The sequence below is a fragment of the Catenuloplanes japonicus genome (assembly GCF_000717135.1).
Taxonomy (GTDB): domain Bacteria; phylum Actinomycetota; class Actinomycetes; order Mycobacteriales; family Micromonosporaceae; genus Catenuloplanes; species Catenuloplanes japonicus.
On the sequence record NZ_JNXY01000031.1, the window covers coordinates 229,467 to 248,723 of the forward strand.

Sequence of the window (19,257 nt, forward strand, 5' to 3'; positions counted from 1 at the left end):
GCGCGGCACGACCTGCGAAAGCCCTCGGTCTCATGGTCCGAGGCACGGGGCGGATCCACCATCGCCTGAGGCGGCAACGAGGCGATGTTGCCGAAATACCAGGTGGCTTGCGGCTTGCATGCACGCCTGCCTTCGACGCGCATGGGACGGGGGCCGTACCCGCGAAAAGCCTTTGATCTTCAGGACAACCCGAGCCCGCGCTCCGCCAGCGCCTCCTTCAGTACCCGGATCGCCTTCGGCCCCACGCCGTGCAAGGCCAGAAGCTCCTTCTCCGGCACCCCCGCCAACTGATCCAGCCGCGTATATCCGGCCAGCTCAAGCGCGCCCGTCGCCGGACGGCCGATCCCGCGGGGCAGGTCGAATTGGGACATCACGGACTCCAGAGGTCTGCTGTCCCGCCGATCCGGAGGAACAGGGCGAAATCGGCCTGACCCACGTCGGCCGAGTCATGTGGCGGGAGGGTATCGCGGGCCAGACGGCCGTCGCTGAGCGTGATGGCGAGGACCGGCGGACTCTGCGCGTGCGCGGCGCGGGCGCGGGCGCGGTCGGTGAAGCCGGTGCACGAGTAGAGAATGCCCCGGTCGGCGCCGATGTCGAGAAGCTTGCCGACGAAACGGTCGACCGCGCCGACGTCGACCGGCCGGCGACGGCGCTGCAGGCACTCGATGGCGGCGGTGACCTGGATGCCGAGGACGGCACCCTGGATCAGGACGTCGACACGACGGAGGGAACGGCTGAGGCGGCCCTCGACGCGGCGGTTGTAGCCGACCTCGACGGGGGGCTCGAAGCCGCCCAGGAGGCAGCTGATCGACGCGTCGAACAGCGTCAACCGGCGGAGGGTGTCTTCGTCGGGGTCCGGCGGCTGGTCCGGGTCCGCTGGGTACACAACGTTGAGCGTACGGCCGACCCACCTCGGAATATCGCCCAAAATGTGCGTCTTGACCGTTAAATCCGTAAAAACTTACCGGTCAGCCCGGCCACAGGAACAGCGCGAAGTCCGCCTCGGTGATCTCCTCGGCCCCGTGCGGCGGCAGCGGTCCCGACGAGGAACGCTGCCGCGGGATTCGCGGCGCGAGCGAAACAGCCATCACCGCCGGATAGCGGGCCGCCGCGGCACGGGCCCGCGCACACGGCGTGAAACCCGACCGGGAGTAGAGCACGCCACGATCCGCATCGACGTCCAGCAACTTGCCGATGAACCGGTCCACCGCCCCGATGTCCGCCGCGCGCCGCCCCTGACAGCACTCGACCACCACCGTCACCCCCGTGCCGAACACGTGCCCGCGCGCCAGCAGATCGACCCGCCGGAGCGTGCCACTCAGCACCCCGGGAACCCTGCGATTCAGCGTGACCTCGGCACCGCCGTCGAGACTGCACAGCATGCGGGTGATCGACAACTCGTACCGCTGCAGCGGCGACACACACGGAAAGAGGTCGAAGACGGTCACCCAGCGAAATTATGCGCGGGCGCTCGGTTGATGTCGCCCAGTTTGTGCGACACCCCTAAGAACGACAGACCAGATCACATTCATCTTCCCGCTTCCGGGGTGGTCGCGGTCCGCATGCCCCTGCGGGCGCTCTGCTGGCCTGGGGCCGAGCCCCAGACCCCACGATCCCGGTCTTCCCACTTCCGGCGTGGCCCGGCAGCGCTGCTCCCGCGGGCAAACCTCGCCGTACGCCAAGACTCCGCCGGCGCTCCGCTTGCCTCCCGGCGTCGGAGCCGGTTCCGCGCGGCGCACGAAAAAGCACGCAACTCCCGCCGTGCCCGCCACGCGCGAGGCGCGTCCCGCGCCGCGCACATGGGAACCCCTGCATCGGACGTGGCGATTCGCTCGCCCGCGCCCACCGCGCATTTCTGTCCGGCACGCAGACCGAGACTGCGATCATCCGACGATGGAGATCTGGTCCCACGACGGCAAGCTCTACGACGTCACCTCGGGTCACAGCCTCCCCGACTACGCCCGGCAGTACGAGCTCTCGGGTCTGACCGGCCTGCCCCTACCTCTCCGTGACGATCCCCCGACGCGACGCTGGACGGCCCGTTCACCCCGATGCCCGCCGACCACGTCGTCGTGCGCTTCGGTGACGGCGCGCTGCCGTGGCCGGTCCTGGAGAAGCTGATCCTTGTGCTGGAGTCCAGCGGAGATCTAATCGAGGAGCGTGCAGCCGCTGCGTCCAGGAGCCGGCGGTCCGACGTCACCCGAGCTCATCACACTGCCACCCTGTGCCCGCGTAGTCGCAAGACCAGCCAGGCCGGATCGTGAGCGATCAACACCGTGGGGGTCCGGGGGCTCGGCCCCCGGGTGGCATGCGAAACGCCCAGGTCAACGCACTCCGTTGACACACTTCACCCCAAGTGGAGCGGACGACGGGAATCGAACCCGCGTAATCAGTTTGGAAGATCTCGCCGTGATGGGATGATCGTCCGGTTTTGCCTGGTGAGAGCGGGTGTCGCGTTGCCCGATCATGACCGTACAGAGCCGTCCGCGGCCTGTGTTAGTGGCACGCCCATGGGGACTCGCCGCTGTGACGCTTCAGCGCCGCGCGGCGGCTCTTCGGCCCCGGACCGTACGCGGCCCGGGGCTCTTGCCGTGCTCGTCCGGCACCGCGCGGGAGCCGACCCAAGGGGACCGGTGGCAAGCCGCGCAGCGGCGCGGCAGCCGATCGCCGGACGCCACGACGGCACCCGGCCACCTACGCGATCGTCACGGACCGGTGCCCGCGGTGGTTCTTAGTTCAGCTCGCCGCCACGCCCCCAGAGGTAGAGCAGGAGGTCTATCTCCGTGACTTCCTCCGCGTCGTGCAGCGGCAGGAACTCCCCGACCTGCTCAGGCTGGCGCTGGCTCGGGATCAGCGGCTCCCGGTTGCGGCCGGGCCGGTTCAGCGCGAGCAGCATGATCGCCGGATGCCGCATGGTGACGGCGCGGGCTCGGGCGTCCGTGGTGAAGCCAGCCACGGCATACAGGATGCCGCGGTCGGCTGCGATGTCCGTCAGCTTCTCCGCGAACTCCTCGATGACTCCGCTTCCCACGGCCTGCCGCCCCTGCTTGCACTCGATCGCAACTGCGACGTCCTGACCCATGACCGGTCCCCAGAGCAGCATCTCGACCGGCTGAGATCGGCCGGTGAGCCGTCCTATCAGGCTCCGGTTGTGCAGCACGTCCGGCCGCTCGTCGAAACAGAAGGTCAGCCGGCTGATCGACCGGTGATAGCGCTCCAGCGCCTCAACCTCGTCCACGTCCAGCTCGGGCGTTGCATGTGCGTCGTCGGGAGGAACCATGCGAAGAAGCTAGAAGCGCTCAGCTCCGACAAGTCGCCCACCGTGTGCGTTGCCGGTGGCCGATGCCGGCCGCAGGCCGCCAGCAGGCCACCGACGACGCGGCGCCGCGTGCGGCGCCCTTGATCCAGAAGAGACTAAGTCGGCAACTGCCAGCAGCGGCTTAAGACGACCACTCTCAATTTTGGTGCGGCGCGTCGGCTTGGCGCTGGAGATAGCGATGGAGATCATATGGGACCCGATCCTTCTGCGTTGGAGACGTCTTGACTGATGCGCCGCCGTTCAGTGATCCGAAGCCGTCGGTCGAGCGGATTTCGCTGCTTGCTCGTCGAGTGCTTGAAGCGGATATCCTTTTGCCGAAATTCCAGCGAGACTTTGTGTGGACACGTAAGCAAATTCTCGACCTTCTTGATTCAGTTGCAAAGAACTATCCAATTGGTAGCGTCTTGCTTTGGCAGTCTACGACAGCTCTTGAAAATGAGCGATCGATTGCCGGATTGCAGGTCAAGGAGCGGCGGCCAGGATATCCGGTTAATTACCTCCTTGATGGGCAGCAGCGCCTTTCGAGTATTTGCGGAGCGCTCTATTGGAATCCTGATCCGAGCGACGGGGCCAGTGTTTGGAATATCAGCTACGACCTTAAGTTGCGGAAGTTTGTCCATTTGAGCACGCTTGAAGCCTCTTTAATGCATCATATTCCAGTACGCTTGATTCCTGATCCATCCGCCTTTTTTCGGAGGGTGGCTGCGATCCAAGATGCAGAGCTAGAGCGCCGTGCAGACCAGCTCTTTAATCGCTTTCAGGACTATATGGTGGCTGCGGTTACGCTCGGGGACATCTCGATTCATGAGGTTGCGCCAATTTTTGAACGGATTAACAGCACGGGCACGCCACTTACAGTGGTTGATCTCATGCGCGCCGCGACCTGGAAGCCGGATTTTGACCTTCGCGACTCAATTGATGAAATCCTGTCCGTTTTGGATCAGAAAAACTTTGGAAAAATTGACAGGAAGACGGTTCTTCGTACGGTCTCGGCGGCAGCAGGATTTGGTTTCTCTATTGAGAATATTGATCGCCTAAGGGAGCTGGAAACGGGTCGTCTAAGGGATGCTGTCGATGCGGTAGAAGCTGCGGCGCGAAGAGCCGTTGACTTTGTGACGCAGCAGATTAAAGCTCCGACGGCCGACGCGCTTCCGTATCTTAATCAATTTGCTGTACTGGTCGAAATTTTCAGACTAATTCCAAGCCCTACATACGTTCAGTATGCGGCCATTCATAGGTGGTTTTGGCGGACTGCGCTCAGTGGATACTTTGGTGGGTGGAACACGGGCCAGATGTCGAGTGATCGAGATGCGGTCAAAGCATTTGCGGCCGGCGAGACCGAAGATATTGTTGTCGGCCTGACTATGCCGCGCGGCGATGTCTGGCGTACGAAGCAGTTTAGGTCGAATAATGCTTTGTCGAAGATGCTTGCGCTGATGCTGTCTTATGCTCAGCCAGTCGACTTGTTGACAGGTCAAAGCATTGATGTCGGAAAGGCTCTTTCATGGGGAAATGATAAAGAATTTCATCATTTTTTCCCTCGTGGGTACTTGGCTGATTCGGACATTGCGGCGGGAAAGGCGAATATCGTGGCTAATATTGTGATGCTCACTTCTGTTAGTAATATCGCCATCTCCAAGAAAGCTCCATCGATTTACCTCGCGGATATTATTGCCAATAATGGCGTTTCTGAACTCCGGCGCAGGCTGAAAAGCTGCTTAGTGTCGGATGCCGCTTTTGAGGCGGCCATGCTGGATGACTATGACGGGTTCCTGTCGGAGCGATCTGCCACCCTCCAAGAGGAAGCGATGAATCTGGTCGGCACCTCAGCGGAAGCGGCCGAGAATGCCGATCTGGAACGCTCAATTGCCGAATTCATGGGGGATCTGTTTGATGCGCCTAATGCAACGGATCCAATCTTCGATGACGAAGTAGAGCCAGTTGATCGATATTCTGAAAATTGATCGCTGATGCTGGCGGTGGCATTTTGGCAGTTGGCCAGCACCCGCGGTCAGACAGATCGTCTGTTACTGTACATCACTTAGCTGAATGAATGCGCGGTGTGCTCTGGCTGAGACGGTTTATTGAGTGGGCGGTCCAATTTCCGCTGTTCCAACGTTCGTACTGACCGGCCGATGCTCCGAATCCGCCTATTGGTCGGCTGAGGTTTTCCTTCTCGGTATAGTGGGGTCTGAGGTGGCAGTTGGTTAGGATTTTTATGGATGAGTCTGGTAATAGCCATCCGGATCACCCTTTGATTGTGGGGGCTGTTGAGCTCGGGGACGATGCTGATGTCGTGGAAGAGCGAATCATAGAGCTGCACCGTCGACTGTCGTCGAAGCGTAGTTTGAGTGGACTTTCAAGCTTTGAGAATTTCCGTAAGCACGGATTCCATGCATCGACCGACCCTCCAGATGTGTCCGTTCCATTCTTTGATTTTATGAAAAGTATCTATTTTCGGGCGTTTATGGTTACAACTGATGGAACCTATTCCGAAGCGGGCGAAACGGAAAAAGAAAAAGTTTCATTTATGTATGAATTCCTTTTATGTGATTTGCTGATTCGGCATCGCGACCAGCCTGAGCTGAAATGCTATATCGAGCAGAGCGAAGGTATGGTCCGCTTGGTGGAGGGGTTTGCTAGCGGTGCGAGGCGGCGGGCGCATGAAAAGCTTGGCAGGCGGGTCAAGTTGCCGAATCTAGACCTCATCGTCGCTTCTAAAATGGAGGCGATGTCAATGGCGATCATTGATTACGTCATGCTGTCGACAAGTAGATGGATCCGATCGGGATTTTCGATAAGTCCGAGGGAGAGAGGTTTCCGAGAATTCCGAGAGATTGAACCCTCTGTTTCTATTCTCTATTCTTTAGAGCACGGTCGGCTGTCAAGCCGCCGGACCCCTCTGCACTGAAGTGTGCTATCCTCGCGGAAGGGTGGGGTCGTCGTCAACTTAGTGCGCGAGTTCGCGTGCGTTGCTGAATAGCCCATGGAGGGACACGATCCCACTCCTTTGCGCTGTAGGGAGTATCGGTTGGCGACCTTCTCGGTTGACGATTTGGCGCAGCATGCGGGTACTGATGTTGAGCGGCTCGAAGAGCTCTCTCGGGGCGTTCTGTTGGGTAATGGGCTGCTGTTTGAATCTCGTTCCCACCGAAAGAGGCGTGGCGGGATTCGGGAGATTGTAAAGCCTAATCCCTGGTTGGATAGCATTACAAAGAGTCTTAACCGCAGCTTTTTGCAAGTGTTGCCATACTTGCCACCGGATCATGTTCATGGTTTCGTGCGCAGTCGTTCTACGATTACCAACGCCACTGCACACTTGGGTAAAAAGTGTGTTCTACGTGTAGACTTAGAGGACTTTTTTCCGTCAATTGGCTCGCGTTGGGTGAACTCTCTGCTGCAACAGCAAGGTTACGACGAGAAGGCGGCTAGCTTATGTGTAGGCCTTACAACTATTGCGGGTAAGCTACCGATTGGTCTCAGTACGTCGCCTTTCCTGTCTAACCTTGCTTTTCAGGAGACAGACAGTGCGCTTGCTGAATTCTCCGCTACCGAAGGCTTGTCTTTCACTCGATATGTAGACGATCTCGTCTTTTCGGGTGACGTAACTGACGAGCATCTGTCGGCCATTGAGGGCATTATTTCTAACGACGGTTGGTTAATCAACCTAAGGAAGACCGCATTCATGCGGCGCGGCGGACCTCAGTATGTGACCGGCCTGTATGTGGGCGGATCGGATATGCCTCGCATTCCTCGCGAGATGAAGCGTTATATGAGGTGGACCCTTCATATTATCCGTAAATTCGGATATGAAAGTTATATGGCCGATTTTGGCGGTGAGGCTAGTGATATGCGGCCGCAGCGTTTGCTTGGTTGGGCGCGATATATCACTGCTGTTGAACCGGAATTTGGACGACCTCTCTTGGGGGCGTTTTTTGAACTAATTCCGCTCGACTACTGCGGACCGGATGATTGCGAAGATATATATTGAAATTTATATGAACGGAGATTCCATGCCGACTGTTAATGTTGTGTCCGGATTCTACGGACGAACGCTTGCCATGATGCCATGCTTACGCATAGGGCCGAGTCGGACTGAGTCTTGCTGTCCCTAACCAAGACTCGGCTAGCGTGTGTTACTGAGACCTCGATGCAGTGGCCGCCGTTTGGGCTGCTGCGGGTAGATTTTTTCCAGATCAGGTTGTCCATGACTGGGTGGCCTCCTGGATCAGCTTGAGGGACTGGCGCTTGGGAAGGGATTCTCCTAGGAGACCTTCCCAGATGTGCCGGATGGCATCAACGTCTGCCGCGGTTTCGATGACCATGCCGCGGAGTTGTGGGTCGATGTAGGCGGCGTCGGGGTGGCCGGGGATTGTGGCGAGCGCGAAGGCGCCGGCTAACCCTCGGTGTGCGCCAACCTCTGTGCGGAGGATGTGGATCTCGGCGGTGCCGGCATGGCTGGCAGTAGTCAGGTGATCAAGCTGAGTGCGCATCAACGCTGGGGTGTCGCCGATCGGTCGGTGAAGGACCGACTCTTCGAGGATCGTGATGAGCCGCGGTGGGTTCGGGCGGCTGAGGATCTGTTGGCGTTGGATGCGGGCGTTCACTGCGCGCTGGAGTGTGTCCTCGCTGGCTGTCGGGTCGCCCGCCTGGAACATGGCGCGGGCGTAGGCGGGCGTCTGGAGCAGGCCGTCGAGGACCAGTGGTTGGTAAGAGCGGAGCGCGGTGGCGGTTTGCTCGATTTCTGCCCAGGGGCGGAACCACTCGGGCAGGGCCTCGTGGCTGGCGGTTGCTTGCACGGTCTCCAGGAGGCGACTGAGAAGACCTCCGGTGCCGAGGGCCGCGTCGGCGCGGCGGACGAGGTCAATACTCGGGGGCCGGCGCCCGGTCTCCACAGCGGAGATTTGACTGTCCGAGAAGTGAATCTCCCTGCCAAGCTCCTGCTGAGTCCAGCAGTGAGACTCCCGCGCGATGCGTAGCTCTCGACCCAGCGAAACGAGTGTCGGATGCGGGGCGCCCGCTTGATCACCGGTCATTCTGTACCGCAGCCGTTCCACAGGCCGTCAATCGGATTCCTCCGCTCGCTAGACATTTCTGCCGGTCGGCATGGAGAGGGCGGAAGGGGTCCGCTCGGGAGTGCCGCAAGAAATAGTTGACGCAGATCCGATTGATTCGGGAGCGGGCAAGAACCTGCTCCTGTGTCTCGAAGGGAGCTGCATGTCTGCGGACGCTGTTCAGGCAGAAAACACCAACATCGTTCATCCGTCATGGTGTGAGCCGGAGGAATGCTGGATCGTTGGACTCAGACCGTGGCATCGATCGCGTATGCAATTCATTCGATTGAACGATGCGCTGGGTACCCGAATCGGCATCCGCTTGCTCAAGTGCACGCTCATGCCGAACGTGACGTTCGTCGAGTTCGAGGCATACGTCAGCGACATTGAGGAGCCGGTGATGGAGTTCATGCTCATGGCTGACGACTTGGCGAAGTTCTCCGGACTCCTCGACTCCGTCTCGCGGGCACTGGCGACCGATGACGCGTCGCCGACGCTTCTCGCGCTTACAGGGTCTTAGGCCCAGTTCGGGGAGTCCGGTGCAGGCGGCGAGGCAAACGAGCTCGATTTAGAGGCGGGAAGAGCACCCGCTCGGCGGGCTCTATGACACCAGCCTGCTTGTGAAGCCGGCCGTCACCAGGCGTTCGTACGCAGCTCGAACCTCGTCGGGCATCGGCTGTGGGATGGCCCAGTCGGCTGCGGCCCAGGTGTCGATGCGCTGGGTATCGCCCACCATCGTGTCGATGACCTTGTTTGCGTTGCCGATGAAGGCGAAGTAGTCGTCGATGGGGAGCGGGTTCGAGGCGCAGATGACATCGACCTCGGGCCAGAATTTCTTGCAGATGGAGTAGCCGCGTCGCTGTTGGTAGGGGCGGGACATGAGGGTGATGGACTGGATGTCCTTGTAGCCCCGCTCCTCCAGCAGCTCGCGGGAGAGGACGATGTTCTCGGCGGTGTGCCGGGCCTTCGTCTCGATGAGGATCGCCTCGTCGGGGACTCCGTGCTCTAGGGCGTATTCGCGGTAGTGCACTGCTTCGCCGCGCGGGAAGACCTCGATCGTGGGTGGTGCGTTGGCGCCGGTGAAGAGCAGGATCGGGTACATGCCGCGGTGGTAGAGGTCGGCGCCGATCATGGCAACGCCGATGTCATGGCTACCCAAGCCGATCCCGACATCGGTGGGGCGGAGTTCGTGGCCCATCTGGTGGTAGTTCCAGAGGGTTTCGACATCCTCGCGGATCTCGGCGGGGATGACGGCAGGGCTGTTCGTCATGGCGTGGCCTCCGAGCGTGGGTTAGTCGGGGATCTGGAAGTGGTAGGTCCAGGCGAAGCGGGATGCGGCGTGGACTCCGCGGGCGAACTCGATCGGGCGGCCCTCGGCGGTGTAGGTGATGCGTTGCAGGATCATCACCGGTTCGCCGCCGGGTAGCTGGAGCTGGTCGATCTCGTCGGGCGTCGGCATCCCGACTTCAAGACCGAGGGCTTCCGCGATGTCGGCGTCCGCGGTCGTCATCCGTACTGTCTGGGTCTGGTCTCCGGGTTTCCAGGGCCGGCCGGTCGCTTCACGGTCGGCGGCGAAGGCTACGAGGCCGGTGCCCTTCCATTTGCTCTTCGCGTAGCGGTCGGCGCCGAGACGCTTCATCGGCAGGCGCGGCCGGACTACGGTGCCGCGTCGGCGGACTGGGGTGACGAGACCTTCGGCTTCGAGGATGCGGACCGCTTGGCGGACGGTCTTGATGTTGACGCCGTGCTCGGTGGCGATCTCCTCCTGCTTGGGCAGCGTCGTGCCCTCGGCGTAGTCGCCTTGCAGGATCGCGGTCCGCAGCGTGGCCGCCAGTTCGCGGTAGCCGGTGCTCATGGTGCCTCCTCGGTTGAGCGCCCTGAAGCTAGCACCTTTCAGGTCAACTTTTCTTGTTAGGGGTAGCTCTATTGACATCCCCGGCCTCGATTCCCTCTAATAGGGCTAGCTCTATTGGTGGCGGCAAGGAGGCCGGATGTCGGCGAACGAGATCGAGACGGGTGTCTCCGAGCGGTGTCCGGCTCGAAAGGAGGAAGCCGGCGACCCGCTTCCTGCCGTGACCGATGAGCGTCCAGCCTGTGCCTCGTGTCGAGGCAACGGCTGGAAGTACGTGGTCAGGCGGTCGGCCATGCGTGTCATGGCCTACAGCTGTGGGCGGACCGACGCGTCATTTCGTCGGCCCTGCCTCGACTGTGGTGGCTCTGGGAGGGCTGCCTCGTCCTGACCTGGCGCCGGGGCGGCGTCGGCATCCTTGTGACACCGGCATCCTTGTGACACCTCTGGCTGGCACCTTTGGTAACAAGAAATCGCCGCCCCGGCGCTCTCACCGACTGAACTTCGGTGGAGGGCGCGATGGATCCCAGGGTCGGGGATGTCCTGATCGTTGATCGCAGGGCATCGGTGCAGTTCAACGGCTCCAACGCCATGATCTTCCGAGTGATCTCGGTGTCGGATAAGGCGACCTACGACGGCTGGGCCTGGATCACCGGCTACGTCCTCGATCCGGAGACCGGTGACGCGACGGACCGGCGCGAGATCTTCGTGCTTCGTGGCGGCTTGCGGGCCATGCGGGTCGCGCGGTAATCGACGAAAGGGGCGAGCGATGGCGGTCTACCTGACCGACGAAGCTCGATCAGAGCTGCGGGCCGCGCAGCGGCAGTTGGACCGGCATACCGATCTCGCCAACGATGGCCGGTGCCCGGTCTGCGATCTGGACGGGCCGTGCCCGTTGAAGCGGGCGGCGCTGCGGGTTTTCGTCAGATACGGACGGCTGCCGGGGCGGCGTCCGGGTGCGACGCATCCCCAACTGGTCGGTCTGCGCCGCGATGGCGGCGCCGAGTTCTGGTTCGGTCGCCGGTCGAGCGATGGCGGCCCTGACGCGTGACCGCTCTTGCCTGGTCATGCGTATCTCATTTAGTGTCTTGTGTTGACAAGTAGTTGCGTCGAGTCGGGATGGTGTGCGTGGCCGGGTATGAAGTGCCTACGCCGAAGTACATGCGGGTGCTGAACACGGTCCGTGAGCGCATCGAGAACGGTGCCTACCTGCCCGGGACCTCGCTCCCGTCGGAGAACACCCTCGCAAAGGAGTTCGCGGTCGCGCGCCCGACCGTGTTGAAGGCGCTGAGCATCCTGCGGCAGGACGGCTGGATCGAGTCGCAGCAGGGCAAGGGGCATTTCGTTCGCGGGCGGCCCTCCGCGGCCGGCGTGTCTCCGCAGTACGCCCGTGAAGCGCTGTACCTGGACGAGACCGTTGCCACGGAAATCCTGCACGTCGGACCGGTCCTGGCATCGCCACGGATCGCCGCCTCGCTGCACATTCCGGAGGGCACGCCGGTCTACGAGCGCCGGCGCCGCACGGTCTCGGAGTTCGGGCCGGTCGACCTGGTGTCGACGTTCGTCCCGGTGGACATCGCGGTCGGAACCGACATCATCAAGCCTGCGGAGATCGCGGGCAACCTGCTCGACCACATCCACCAGGCGCGGGGCTTCCGCGGGGACTACGTGATCGAGCGGCTAACCGCCCGCCGTGTGACCGCCGAAGAGGCCGAAGCCCTTGACGTGCCCGGCGACGAGCCGGTGATCACCACCGTCATCACGGTGTATCAGTCCTCGGGTGATGCCTTGCTGTCGTCGGTGCTGGTGATGCCTGGCTCCCGGCACGAGATCGAGGATGCGTACCCGTTGCCGTAGCGCCCGCGGTGGATACTCCCGCGGGTGACCGATGAGTATGGATTTGCTTCCGCTCTTGCGGCGGTAGAGGCGTTTCAGGGGTACGGGATCGAGCGACTGTCGCTGTCGGTGGGCGAGTTGGACGATGGCCTGGAGGTCGCTCTCCTGAAGTTCTCCGAACATCCGTGGATGTCGTTGTCTCTGCGGGAGATCCACTTCTTCGCGCTGGATCGGGTGCCCCGCGAAGAGATGACCTTCTTCGACTTCACCGCGCAGGTGTTGTCTCCGCGTGAGCCGTGGCCGGCAGGGCTTCCGCCTCGCGAAGCGGCCGACGACGGCACGCCGTCGCTGTTGTGGCTGCATGGTGTGGGTCCGAGCGGGACCTTCGACGTTGTCGCTGCGGTGGTTCAGGTGTTCACCGAGTTCGGTCAATGACTGTCCGGATGCGCATGATCTGAAATTCGGTCCAGCGCCGTTGCTTGTGTGCACAAGTCGACCTAACTTGTTTGCATAACAGGTCATCGCTTGGATGCCTGTGTAGCAAGGAGGCTGGTTCGTGGTTCCGCTGACGTTGAAGGTGCCGGTTCCGTCCGAGTACGTGTTTCCGCGTGGGGCGCTCTGCCTGGGCGTTGACGCGCAGGTGGACTTTGACCGCCGGGGTGAGGCGGACAGCCAGGCGCGAGACAAGGAGACCGGCGAGCGGATCTGGGTCGTGAAGGTGATGGACCTGGACCCGGAGGCGGGGAAGTTCGGGCGGACGACCGAGGTGAAGGTGAAGGTCGTGGCGCCGCATCAGCCGGTCCCGCCAGCATCGACCGTGCCGGGTTACCCGCCGGCGGTGGAGTTCGACGGGCTGACGATCACGCCCTATGTGGACGGGAACCGCTGCGGCGGCTCGTCGAACAAGTGCCGGGCGCGGATGGCGTATTCGCTGCGCGCTTCCGGGATTCGTGCCGCCGCGGGGCCTGCTGCGGCTTGAGCTGCAAGAGAACGCGGGGGCGGGCCGTCCTCCGACCAAGAATTTCGGCCCGCTCCCGCGCTGCCAACCCGTTTCCCCTTGGAAGGAGAGGGCTGTGAAGCCCACGGTAGACGAGGCTGCCCGCGTGCAGTCATTCGCCGCGCAGCTGTCGGCGTTGCTGGCCGCAAAGCCGGACCGAAACACCCCTGATCGGGTACGGGCGGACTGGTTCGACGCGAAAGCCGACCTGCTCGACCGGGCCGGCACCGACGAGTCCGCGGAGCTGGCGCAGACCGCGCGGGAGCACGCGGCCGGCCTTCGTGCGTCGGAGGTGGCCTGATGACCACGGCCACGCTGTTCGCGATCGCCCGGCTGCACTGCGGCGTCCGCTCGACGGTGTCCGCGATCTGGTGCACGTACTGCGGCACCTGGGTCAAGCCGCGCCGGTTCGACCCGAAGCGGATGTGCTGCCGCCGTTGTCGTGTCCGGCTCGGTCGCCCGGCGTGGGGCCGGGGGTGGACGCTGTGACCGCTCGCCGCGTCGTCGTCCGGAAGATCACGGCGTACGGTCTCGCCGCTGTCCGGCAGGTCTACCTCTCGACCCCGATCGACGTGCTGCGGGTCGCGGCGCTGGTGGAGATCTCCGCTGCCGCCGCGACCCTGGCCCGCACGATCGTCAAGCTGCACCACCTCGACCCGGCCAGCATCGCGCCCTACGTTTCTGATCCGGTGGACATGCGTGCGGTGCTCGGCCGTGGCCGCTGGCTGCCGACCATGATCCGGCACGTCCGCGAGCCGAATACCAATCCAGGCCAGCACAGCCGGCGCCCGGCCACCCGTGAGATCGCGGCCCCGGTCGCGCACCCGGATCAGATCGCGCTCTTCCCGGCCGACACTCGCGAAGACGGCATCGGGGAGGTGCCTCCATGCCGCTGATCAACGTGATCCCCGGCGACAAGATCCCGACCGCTCCGATGAACGTCCGGGTACCCGTGTGGCGGGTGCCCGGCTGGCTCCTCGCCCTGTGGTGGACGGTTCGCGGAACGTTCCGGCTCACGGTCCTCGCCGTCCGCTACTGGTGGCTGACCGGCCCGGCCGCGCTGGTCACCTGGATCTGGGCCGATTTCGGCTGGGAGATCCTGCTCGCCGTCCTCGCCACAATCACGGCGGCCGGCGGCGCGTGGTGGCGCTGGCATCGCGCGTCCTGGAACAGGTTCGCGTGGTGGCCGCTGCTGGGCCGCTGGCGTCGGCTGACCGTCTACCGGCGCGGCTGGGCTCCGGCCATGGCGACCTGCGGCCTGGCCACCGCGTTCGGCGGCGACAAGTACGTCCCGCAGCTCCTCCACGTCCGCACGTTCTCGTTCGGCGACGAAGTGACGGTCCGGATGCTGCCCGGCCAGCACCCCGACGACTGGGGCAAAGCCGCCCCGCGCCTCGCCTACACCTTCCGCGTCCGTGAGGGCCGCGCCCGCACCCACCGTCGTCCGGACAGGATCGTCCTGGTCTTCCTGCGCCGTGACCCACTCGCGGAGACGATCCCGCCGATCCCGACCCCGGAAAGCCTCGACCTGGCCGCGCTCCCACTCGGCGTCCAGGAGAACGGCGACGCCTACGCCCTGCGCCTGGCCGGATCACACGTCCTGGTCGGCGGCGCCACGAACGCGGGCAAAGGCTCGGTGATCTGGGCACTCATCTCCGCGCTCGCCGCCGGCATCCAACAGCAACTCGTCGAGCTGTGGGTCTTCGACCCCAAAGGCGGCATGGAGCTGGCCGGCGGCCTCCCGCTGTTCACCCGCTTCGTCTACGACACCGCCGACGCGATGGCCGTAGCCCTGGAGGACGCCGTCACCCGCATGCGAACACGCGCCAACCGCCTCCGCGGCGTCACCCGCCAGCACACCCCCACACCCGGAGACTCCCTGATCGTCATCGTGATCGACGAACTCGCCGCGCTCACCTCCTACATCTCCGACCGCAAGATCCGCGACCGCATCCGCGAGTCCCTGTCGCTGCTGCTGTCCCAGGGCCGCGCGGTCGGCGTCCACGTCATCGCCGCACTCCAAGACCCGCGCAAAGAGGTGCTGCCGTTCCGGGACCTGTTCCCGACCCGGATCGCGCTGCGCCTGACCGAGGCCGAACAGGTCGACCTCATCCTCGGCGACGGCGCCCGCAACCGCGGCGCCCTCGCGGACGAGATCCCCGAGACCTCACCCGGCGTCGCCTTCGTCGCGCTCGACGGCGTGCGTGAGCCGGTCCGGGTCCGTTTCGCCTACCACTCCGACCGTGACATTCAAGATCTTTGCCATCGGTACGGATACGCGCAGGTCGTCGAGGGCGAGATCGTGGGGGAGGGCGCATGACCCGTGCCGAACGTTTCGAGGGCGTTGTCCTGGTCGCCATCCTCCTCACGGTCGGCAGCCTGGCCGGGGCCGCATCGTTCACCCACGTCCACGACTGGACCATGGACAACAGCCCCGCCGGTACGCCGGACTGGTTCGGCTGGGCCAACGCCGCGATCTCCGAACTCCTCCCGATCGCTGCCCTGCTGACCATCCGCGCCCGCCACCGCGCAGGCCGCTCGATCCGCTACCCGATGTTCCTGCTCATCTGCGGCGTCACCCTGTCCCTGTCCGCACAACTCGCGGTCGCCAAACCGGGCATCTCCGGCTGGCTGCTGTCCGCCGTCCCCGCGCTGGCCTTCATGGGCATGTCCAAGCTCGTCCTGTCCGGCAAGCCGGCCACGCACTCGGCCCCAGTGCCGCCCGCGACGTGGGTTCCGACCGACCCGGAAACGACGATCACCGCCCCCGCGAACGCCTCGCACGCTCCGAGCGAGCGACCGGCCGCGGACCAGGCGACCCCGGACCCGGCGCCGCGCGCGACGAACGAGCGCCCCGGCCTCGTCCCCGTGCCCGCACTCGCCTTCTCCCGCCCGACTGCGGAGGTGACGCGATGACTCAGCCGGCACTGATCCCGATCGCGGGGGAGGAGCCGCGTCCGGGCTCGCGGGCCGCGCGGATGCGGCAGCCGCTCGCCAAGGAGGCGCTGCGCCAGCTCGCGGAGAACAACGGCGTCTGCGTCCGCCCGGTCGTCCTGCGCCGCACCGACACGTTCACCGGCGTCACGGAGATCGTCGAGGTGCCGTGTGGGGCGACCCTGGCCACGAAGTGCAAGCCGTGCGCCGAGCGTGGCCGGCGGCTGCGTATCCAGCAGATCCGGGAGGGCTGGCACCTCGCGGACGAGCCCGCGATCGACCCGGACCCGCCAACCGCGGCCGTGCTCGACCTCGTGGCGCACCGGGCGCATCTGGAGTTCGACCGTGAGGCCGCCAACTACGAGCCGATGACCCCGGACGAGCGCGTCGCCCAGGTCGCCGGCCTCGACGAGGCAATCGAGCAGGTAGACGACCTGCTGGCCGAGACCAACCTCCGCGGTCACCTCACCCCGCGCGACCGCGACGAGCGCCCCCGCCGGAAGCGCTCGACCAAGCGCCGCCAGGACTCCCCGGATCTCCCACGGCTCCCGGTCGACGGGCGCACGGTCGGCCGCGCCTACGCCGGTCGGGAGGGCAAGACCTACCGCCCGTCGATGCTGGTCACGCTCACCCTCGACTCACACGGTCCGGTCCACTCGCACATCCGGCGCGGCTCCTACGTCGCCCCGTGTGAGTGCGGCACCCGGCACGGCCAGTACGACCCGAAACTCGGCACCCCGGTCAACCCGGACGCCTACGACTACCGGCGCGCCGCGCTCGACGCGATTCACTTCGCGCGGGTGATGGACCGCTGGTGGCAGAACCTCCGGCGCGCGGCGGGTTGGAACGTTCAATACGCCGGTGCGGTCGAGCTCCAACGCCGTCTCGCCCCGCACTCGCACTTCGCGATCCGCGGCACGCTCCCGCGGCGGCTGCTCAAGCAGATCGCGGCGGCCACCTACCACCAGGTGTGGTGGCCGCCGTTCGACCGGGCGACGTACTCGGTCGACAAACCTCCGGTCTGGGACGCAGACCAGGGCGGTTACGTCGACCCGAAGTCCCGGACACTGCTGCCGACGTGGGCTGAGGCACTGGATGCGCTGGGGGAGACCGACGCCGAGCCGGCCTACGTCGCGCGGCTCGGCCGGATCGACGCGCGCGGCATTGACTCCGGTACGAAGGATGCCGAGCGCGCGATCCACTACGTGACGAAATACGTCACGAAGGATCTGACCGAGCACGCCGCACCGAAGACCGATCCGCAGCGCGCGCACTTCGACCGCCTCCACGCGGAGCTGTCCACGCTGCCGTGCTCCCCGAGCTGCGCGAACTGGCTGCTCTACAACGTCCAGCCGGACGGCGCGAAAGCCGGCCTCACCCCCGGTCGCTGCACCGGGAAGGTCCACCAGCGCACCACGCTCGGCTTCACCGGCCGCCGCGTCCTCGTCTCCCGGCAGTGGTCCGGCAAGACCCTCGCGGACCACCGGGCAGACGACCGCTCGTGGGTCCGCGCGGTCCTGGCCGGCGGCCTGGCGGACACCGAGGAAAGCCCGAGCGCGACCGAGTTCGACAGCCCCAAGCGCTTCCGCTTCGAGATGGCACGCCCGGACGACCCCGACGTCCTCCCGCTCGAACACCGCGTCCTGCGCGCCGTCTCCGCCCGCATCCGATGGCGCCAGCAACTCGCCACCGCGCAGGCCAACCTCGCGCCACAACAGGTGGCCGCGTGATCTCTCAAGGAGGTACCCGAATGGATGACGAGCTGTTGACCTCGGCCGAGGTTGCCGCTCGCCTCAAGTCCACGATCCGGTTCGTGCGCCGTCTCGTCGCGGAGCGCCGAATCGCCTACGTGAAGGTCGGCCGCCTGGTCCGCTTCGAGCCCGCGGACGTGGAGGCATACATCCGCGCCCAGCGGATCGAGCCCACTGACCGCGCCCAGATCCGCGCCTGGCTGCGAGGTGCCGCCTGATGGCGAACAAGGAGGGCCATCGCCGTTTCGGCAGCATCCGCAAACTCCCGTCCGGCCGCTACCAGGCTCGCTACCGCGGCCCGGACGGCATCATGCGCACCGCCCCGCACACATTCGCCACCACCCGCGAGGCTGAGCAGTGGCTCACCATCGTCGAGTCGGAAATCATCAAGGGGGAGTGGCAGCCTCCGGAGGACAAGGAGACCCGCCTCGCCCCCTACGGCCGTAGCTGGATCGCGGAAAGGAAGCTCCAGCCCCGTACCCGCGAGAATTATGAAGATCTTTTCCGCTTGCACATCTTGCCGGCGCTCGGTGAGATGGCAATCGGCACCCTCACCCCGGCCTCGATCCGCTCATGGCGGCGGAAGCTCCTCGACAGCGGCACCACCGAGCCTCAGGCCGTCAAGGCATACTCGCTGCTCCGTGCGATCCTCAACACCGCGGCCAAGGAAGACGAGATCATTCGGCAGAACCCCTGCCGTATCCCCGGCTATGACCGCTACCACACCCCGGAGCGCCCGACCGCCACCGTCGTCCAGGTGCTCGCGCTCGCGGATCAGATGCCGGACCGTTTCAAGGCGCTCATCACCACGGCCGCTTTCTCCGGCGCTCGATGGGGCGAGTTGATCGCGCTCCGGCGCGCCGACTACGACCCGGCGAACGGCACGCTGCGCATCCACCGCAAGGTCGCCGCGCTCAAGGCGGAACTCGTCTTCGGCCCGCCCAAGTCCGCCGCCGGCCTCCGCGTCGTCACTCTTCCGGCAATCGCAAAAGCCGCCCTCGACGAGCACCTGAAGCAACACGTCAACGACGGCGACGAGGCGCTGATCTTCACCGGCGACAAGGGCGCGCTCCTGCGAACCGGCAACTTCCGCCGCGCGGTGAAGTGGGAGGCCGCGCTCGGCAACGCGGGCATGCCGGCCGGTTTCCACTTCCACGACCTGCGCCACACCGGCAACACACTGGCGGCCTCGACCGGCGCGAGCACGCGGGAGCTGATGGTGAGGATGGGCCAGTCCAGCATGAGGGCCGCGCTGATCTACCAGCACGCGACGAACGAGCGTGACCGCGAGATCGCCAGCGACATGGACAAGCGCATCGCCAAGGCCACGAAGCTGAAGAAGCCCAAGGACGCGAAGAAGCCCAAGAAGCAGGGCTAGTGGCACGCCAATGGCACGTTAATGGCACGCAAGATCAACCACGCCGGAACGCAAGCGAGCAACACCGTGGGGGTCTGGGGGCTCGGCCCCCGGGTGGCATGCGGAACGCCCTGGTCAGCGCTCTCCGCTGACAGGCTGA

General features: G+C 64.6%; 25 protein-coding genes. 17 read left to right on the forward strand and 8 right to left on the reverse strand.

What is annotated here, in order from left to right; all coding sequences use genetic code 11:
* Positions 1-179 precede the first annotated feature (179 nt).
* The 4 genes from OP04_RS36820 to OP04_RS36835 all read right to left on the reverse strand — a co-directional run bounded on the left by OP04_RS36820 (position 180) and on the right by OP04_RS36835 (position 3,280).
* On the reverse strand, positions 180-371 hold the full coding sequence (locus OP04_RS36820; RefSeq protein WP_033344615.1) for a helix-hairpin-helix domain-containing protein: 192 nt from the start codon (positions 369-371) through the stop codon (positions 180-182).
* Positions 371-886, reverse strand: a complete 516-nt coding sequence (locus OP04_RS36825; RefSeq protein WP_033344533.1) for a restriction endonuclease — start codon at positions 884-886, stop codon at positions 371-373. Before OP04_RS36825 ends, OP04_RS36820 begins: the two co-directional genes overlap by 1 nt.
* Before the next feature lie 82 nt (positions 887-968).
* Positions 969-1,448, reverse strand: a complete 480-nt coding sequence (locus OP04_RS36830) for a restriction endonuclease (protein WP_033344534.1) — start codon at positions 1,446-1,448, stop codon at positions 969-971.
* Positions 1,449-2,731: 1,283 nt separating this feature from the next.
* Complete coding sequence (locus OP04_RS36835) at positions 2,732-3,280, reverse strand: restriction endonuclease (RefSeq protein WP_085067061.1); 549 nt, start codon at positions 3,278-3,280, stop codon at positions 2,732-2,734.
* Between the two features lie 260 nt (positions 3,281-3,540).
* Between OP04_RS36835 and OP04_RS52395 the strand changes: the two genes are divergently transcribed.
* The 3 genes from OP04_RS52395 (at position 3,541) to OP04_RS52400 (ending at position 7,310) form a co-directional block, all read left to right on the forward strand.
* Positions 3,541-5,283 (forward strand): DUF262 domain-containing protein, encoded by a 1,743-nt coding sequence (locus OP04_RS52395; RefSeq protein WP_085067062.1) that lies wholly within the window; start codon positions 3,541-3,543, stop codon positions 5,281-5,283.
* Positions 5,284-5,537: 254 nt separating this feature from the next.
* On the forward strand, positions 5,538-6,230 hold the full coding sequence (locus OP04_RS53950) for a hypothetical protein (protein ID WP_157240848.1): 693 nt from the start codon (positions 5,538-5,540) through the stop codon (positions 6,228-6,230).
* A gap of 120 nt (positions 6,231-6,350) precedes the next feature.
* A complete protein-coding gene (locus OP04_RS52400) occupies positions 6,351-7,310 on the forward strand; it encodes a reverse transcriptase family protein (RefSeq protein WP_198154111.1) in 960 nt (319 codons plus the stop codon).
* A gap of 32 nt (positions 7,311-7,342) precedes the next feature.
* Here the strand turns inward: OP04_RS52400 and OP04_RS52405 are convergent, their stop codons facing one another.
* On the reverse strand, positions 7,343-7,528 hold the full coding sequence (locus OP04_RS52405; RefSeq protein ID WP_085067064.1) for a DUF397 domain-containing protein: 186 nt from the start codon (positions 7,526-7,528) through the stop codon (positions 7,343-7,345).
* Complete coding sequence (locus tag OP04_RS36840) at positions 7,516-8,355, reverse strand: helix-turn-helix domain-containing protein (protein ID WP_051799651.1); 840 nt, start codon at positions 8,353-8,355, stop codon at positions 7,516-7,518. Before OP04_RS36840 ends, OP04_RS52405 begins: the two co-directional genes overlap by 13 nt.
* Before the next feature lie 367 nt (positions 8,356-8,722).
* Here OP04_RS36840 and OP04_RS36845 point away from each other — a divergent pair, with 367 nt between their 5' ends.
* On the forward strand, positions 8,723-8,893 hold the full coding sequence (locus tag OP04_RS36845; protein WP_157240852.1) for a hypothetical protein: 171 nt from the start codon (positions 8,723-8,725) through the stop codon (positions 8,891-8,893).
* A gap of 81 nt (positions 8,894-8,974) precedes the next feature.
* Here OP04_RS36845 and OP04_RS36850 read toward each other — a convergent pair whose 3' ends face one another.
* Positions 8,975-9,643 (reverse strand): YdcF family protein, encoded by a 669-nt coding sequence (locus OP04_RS36850; RefSeq protein ID WP_033344537.1) that lies wholly within the window; start codon positions 9,641-9,643, stop codon positions 8,975-8,977.
* 21 nt (positions 9,644-9,664) lie between these two features.
* Positions 9,665-10,228, reverse strand: a complete 564-nt coding sequence (locus tag OP04_RS36855; protein ID WP_033344538.1) for a GntR family transcriptional regulator — start codon at positions 10,226-10,228, stop codon at positions 9,665-9,667.
* 513 nt (positions 10,229-10,741) lie between these two features.
* Here OP04_RS36855 and OP04_RS36860 point away from each other — a divergent pair.
* The 13 genes from OP04_RS36860 (at position 10,742) to OP04_RS36920 (ending at position 19,118) form a co-directional block, all read left to right on the forward strand.
* Complete coding sequence (locus OP04_RS36860; protein ID WP_033344617.1) at positions 10,742-10,972, forward strand: hypothetical protein; 231 nt, start codon at positions 10,742-10,744, stop codon at positions 10,970-10,972.
* 19 nt (positions 10,973-10,991) lie between these two features.
* Entirely contained in the window at positions 10,992-11,273 is a 282-nt protein-coding gene (locus OP04_RS36865; protein ID WP_051799652.1) for a hypothetical protein, read from the forward strand.
* Positions 11,274-11,341: 68 nt separating this feature from the next.
* Positions 11,342-12,079, forward strand: coding sequence for a GntR family transcriptional regulator (locus OP04_RS36870; RefSeq protein WP_033344539.1), 738 nt, complete (start codon positions 11,342-11,344; stop codon positions 12,077-12,079).
* A gap of 24 nt (positions 12,080-12,103) precedes the next feature.
* Positions 12,104-12,493, forward strand: coding sequence for a hypothetical protein (locus tag OP04_RS36875; protein WP_033344540.1), 390 nt, complete (start codon positions 12,104-12,106; stop codon positions 12,491-12,493).
* 121 nt (positions 12,494-12,614) lie between these two features.
* Entirely contained in the window at positions 12,615-13,037 is a 423-nt protein-coding gene (locus tag OP04_RS36880) for a hypothetical protein (protein WP_033344541.1), read from the forward strand.
* Between the two features lie 94 nt (positions 13,038-13,131).
* Complete coding sequence (locus tag OP04_RS36885) at positions 13,132-13,356, forward strand: hypothetical protein (RefSeq protein ID WP_157240856.1); 225 nt, start codon at positions 13,132-13,134, stop codon at positions 13,354-13,356.
* On the forward strand, positions 13,356-13,544 hold the full coding sequence (locus OP04_RS36890) for a hypothetical protein (protein ID WP_033344543.1): 189 nt from the start codon (positions 13,356-13,358) through the stop codon (positions 13,542-13,544). Before OP04_RS36885 ends, OP04_RS36890 begins: the two co-directional genes overlap by 1 nt.
* Entirely contained in the window at positions 13,541-13,951 is a 411-nt protein-coding gene (locus OP04_RS36895) for a hypothetical protein (RefSeq protein WP_033344544.1), read from the forward strand. Before OP04_RS36890 ends, OP04_RS36895 begins: the two co-directional genes overlap by 4 nt.
* Positions 13,942-15,375 (forward strand): FtsK/SpoIIIE domain-containing protein, encoded by a 1,434-nt coding sequence (locus OP04_RS36900; RefSeq protein WP_033344545.1) that lies wholly within the window; start codon positions 13,942-13,944, stop codon positions 15,373-15,375. The genes OP04_RS36895 and OP04_RS36900 overlap by 10 nt, the downstream gene beginning before the upstream one ends.
* On the forward strand, positions 15,372-15,971 hold the full coding sequence (locus OP04_RS36905) for a hypothetical protein (RefSeq protein ID WP_033344546.1): 600 nt from the start codon (positions 15,372-15,374) through the stop codon (positions 15,969-15,971). The genes OP04_RS36900 and OP04_RS36905 overlap by 4 nt, the downstream gene beginning before the upstream one ends.
* Positions 15,968-17,719, forward strand: coding sequence for a replication initiator (locus OP04_RS36910; protein ID WP_033344547.1), 1,752 nt, complete (start codon positions 15,968-15,970; stop codon positions 17,717-17,719). The genes OP04_RS36905 and OP04_RS36910 overlap by 4 nt, the downstream gene beginning before the upstream one ends.
* Before the next feature lie 20 nt (positions 17,720-17,739).
* Positions 17,740-17,958: a helix-turn-helix domain-containing protein gene (locus OP04_RS36915; RefSeq protein WP_033344548.1), complete on the forward strand. Its 219-nt coding sequence runs from the start codon at positions 17,740-17,742 to the stop codon at positions 17,956-17,958.
* A complete protein-coding gene (locus tag OP04_RS36920; RefSeq protein WP_033344549.1) occupies positions 17,958-19,118 on the forward strand; it encodes a tyrosine-type recombinase/integrase in 1,161 nt (386 codons plus the stop codon). The genes OP04_RS36915 and OP04_RS36920 overlap by 1 nt, the downstream gene beginning before the upstream one ends.
* The last annotated feature ends 139 nt before the right edge of the window (positions 19,119-19,257 follow it).